Origin of the sequence: Parvibaculum sp., assembly GCF_049672805.1 — a bacterium.
Classification (GTDB): Bacteria; Pseudomonadota; Alphaproteobacteria; order Parvibaculales; family Parvibaculaceae; genus Parvibaculum.
Genome location: NZ_JBATWS010000410.1, coordinates 1 through 2,546 on the forward strand (window position 1 = coordinate 1; position 2,546 = coordinate 2,546).

The 2,546-nt window shown below is 59.2% G+C and carries 4 protein-coding genes and 1 tRNA gene; 2 read left to right on the plus strand and 3 right to left on the minus strand.

Annotated features, from left to right (window positions below):
- Together WBF74_RS12745 and WBF74_RS12750 are read right to left on the minus strand one after the other, a co-directional pair.
- Window positions 1-347: HD domain-containing protein (locus WBF74_RS12745; protein WP_424440493.1), on the minus strand; the 347-nt coding region annotated here is incomplete at its 3' end.
- 38 nt (window positions 348-385) lie between these two features.
- A complete protein-coding gene (locus tag WBF74_RS12750) occupies window positions 386-1,165 on the minus strand; it encodes a class II aldolase/adducin family protein (RefSeq protein ID WP_424440495.1) in 780 nt (259 codons plus the stop codon).
- A 233-nt stretch (window positions 1,166-1,398) separates the two neighbouring features.
- Between WBF74_RS12750 and WBF74_RS12755 the strand changes: the two genes are divergently transcribed.
- Together WBF74_RS12755 and WBF74_RS12760 are read left to right on the plus strand one after the other, a co-directional pair.
- A complete protein-coding gene (locus tag WBF74_RS12755; protein WP_424440497.1) occupies window positions 1,399-2,019 on the plus strand; it encodes a Crp/Fnr family transcriptional regulator in 621 nt (206 codons plus the stop codon).
- Between the two features lie 91 nt (window positions 2,020-2,110).
- Window positions 2,111-2,374, plus strand: coding sequence for a zinc-finger domain-containing protein (locus WBF74_RS12760; protein ID WP_424440499.1), 264 nt, complete (start codon window positions 2,111-2,113; stop codon window positions 2,372-2,374).
- A 58-nt stretch (window positions 2,375-2,432) separates the two neighbouring features.
- Here WBF74_RS12760 and WBF74_RS12765 read toward each other — a convergent pair.
- Window positions 2,433-2,519, minus strand: a tRNA-Leu gene (locus WBF74_RS12765).
- Between the last annotated feature and the right edge of the window lie 27 nt (window positions 2,520-2,546).

The following is a 2,546-nucleotide window of genomic DNA, read 5'->3' on the forward strand; positions in this document are numbered from 1 at the left end:
ATCCAGTGGTTTTCATAGCTGACGAACGGCTTCAGGATCGCGGCGGCGATCTCAGGGTGATTATAGCTTCCGAGAGTATCGCCGATATCGTGCAGCAGCGCACACACCACATATTCCTCGTCACGTCCGTCGTGATGGGCGCGTGTCGCTGTCTGGAGACTATGCGTCAGCCGATCAACGATAAACCCTCCATAATCGCCATCGAGCAGTCGCAGATGATCGAGTACACGATCAGGCAACTTCGCGGCAAAAGGCAAAAACTCGGCTGCGATGCGCGACCAGTCTTCCTGTGTGCCCTGCGCCATGTCCGTGAATGTCGCGCGAAGATGCGCCTGTTCCTGAGTCATGTCTTTCTCCATATGCAAGAAGTGGATGCCGATTGGCGTCAGTCGCGGAACGAGGGATCGAGCCGTTCCATTTTCCGGATGATCGCCGGCCAGACCCGATCCGAACCGCTATTGCCGAGTGTCTGGCGAACCTGACGACCGATACCGTCGAGGATCGCTTTCGGAATCTCGATCAGTTCTCCCCCGCCAGCCTGTGCCATCACCTGCACCTGACAAGCGCGCTGCAATGTGAACATGGCAAGAAATGCGTCGCCCACACTGCGTCCGCAGGTCAGCAGCCCGTGATTTTCGAGAATCATCATTTTCTTCTGGCCGAGATCAGCTTGCAGTCGCGGTTTCTCGTCCTCTTCAAGCGCCACGCCCTCATAAGGATGATAGGCAATCGACATGAGCGCATAGAGCGCGGTCTGCGAGACCGGGAGAAGTCCACCTTTCTGGCAGGACACAGCCACACCCTCTGGCGTGTGCAGATGGATGACGCACAGCGCATCTTTCCGCGCCTCATGCACCGCACTGTGAATGTTGAAACCCGCCGGAATGACATCATAAGAGGACGGCATCACCTTGTTCCCGTGGATGTCGAGCTTCACCAGCGACGACGCCGTTATCTCGTCGAACATCAGTCCATATGGATTGAGCAGAAAGTGATCTTCGCTTCCCGGCACACGGGCGGAGATGTGCGTGAAGACGAGATCATCCCAGCCTAGATGAGCAATCATCCGATAGCAGGCGGCAAGTTCGACGCGCAGCGCCCACTCCGCCTCGCTCACGCTGTCTCGCACCAATGCCTTCGGTGCCACTTGTCGAGCTCTTTCCATTTTCCTGCTCCCATCTGCCTGTGCATGCCGCTTCGCAGCACCCGGAGATTGCCGCAGGTCTCCATTTAATATTGTAAAGAGCTTGACAATTTAGGGCGATTTCCGGACCTTGCGCACAAAGGAGGCGGGCTTCTATGAACATCACCGCGCAACGTCATATCCTGTCGCGATCGGAATGGTTCGCCGGGCTCCCCGCGCCTTTGGCCGACGCCATATTGAAAGAAGCTCGCCTCGTGCGCCTCAAAGATGCACCGGTCTACCTTACCGGAGACCTGCCGAACGGCCTCTTCGCTGTTCTCTCCGGCGAGGTACATGTCGCACAAAACTCAAGCGACGGCCGCATCGCGCATCTTCACTCCGTCGGTCCCGGAGGCTGGTTCGGAGAATCTTCCATGCTCGATGGCGAACCGCGTTCCTCGGATGCTCACGCAATTGGCGACACGCGGCTGCTTCGGATCGGTCGGGATACGTTTCAGAGACTGACGAAGGAAAATCCAGCCTTTTATGCCGCCTTCACGCGTCTCCTCTGCGCTCATTACCGCATCGCCATTAGCCATATCGTCAGTTCCGCAACATTGCCGGTCATGACTCGGCTCGCGCAGCGCCTGCTGCATTTTGCACGTCTCGAAGGCCGTTCCCGGCCCGGCAGCCGCGCTATCGAGTTTCGCCTCTCCCAGGAGAGTCTTGCGTCAACCGTCGGCGTGTCGCGCCAGACATTGAACGGTCTCCTGAAGACGTTGGAGGCGGATGGCCTCATCGAGATCGGCTATGCCCGTGTCACGCTGAAACGTCCGGCCGCCATTGAAAAGCTCGCCCGCGAGGAACGCCCCGTCCTCTCGCTGGGTGGCGTCTAGGGCGCGGCAGCAGGGTCTCCGCCTGCCCCCTTGCCCTTCCGGTCCGGTGGCTCTAGTTTGCGCTCAATCCCCGGGCTACGGAGTACGAAATATGGCGGGCGGCAAGACACCGAAATTCTGCAACGAGGCGGGCGTTCGCGAGATCCGCATCGGCGTGAAGGAGTTCGAGTGCATTGGTGCGGCTCCTCCCTTCGATCATCCGCATGTCTTTCTGGACATGGGCCGGGATACGGAGATCATCTGCGGCTATTGCTCCACGCTCTACAGCTTCGATCCCGCGCTGAAGGAAGATGAAAGCGTGCCCGCCGAGGCGCTTTATTCCGAACCCCGTCACGCCGTCGCCGGCCACGGCTGATTCCCGCTCATTTGCTGATGATGGCAACGGTCGGACTTTGACGCCCGCCCGCATGGAATGGTGGCCCCTGCGGGACTCGAACCCGCACTCCCTTGCAGGAAGCGGATTTTAAGTCCGCTGCGTATACCAGTTTCGCCAAGGGGCCCCTGCGCCTGCGGGGTCAAGATATGCC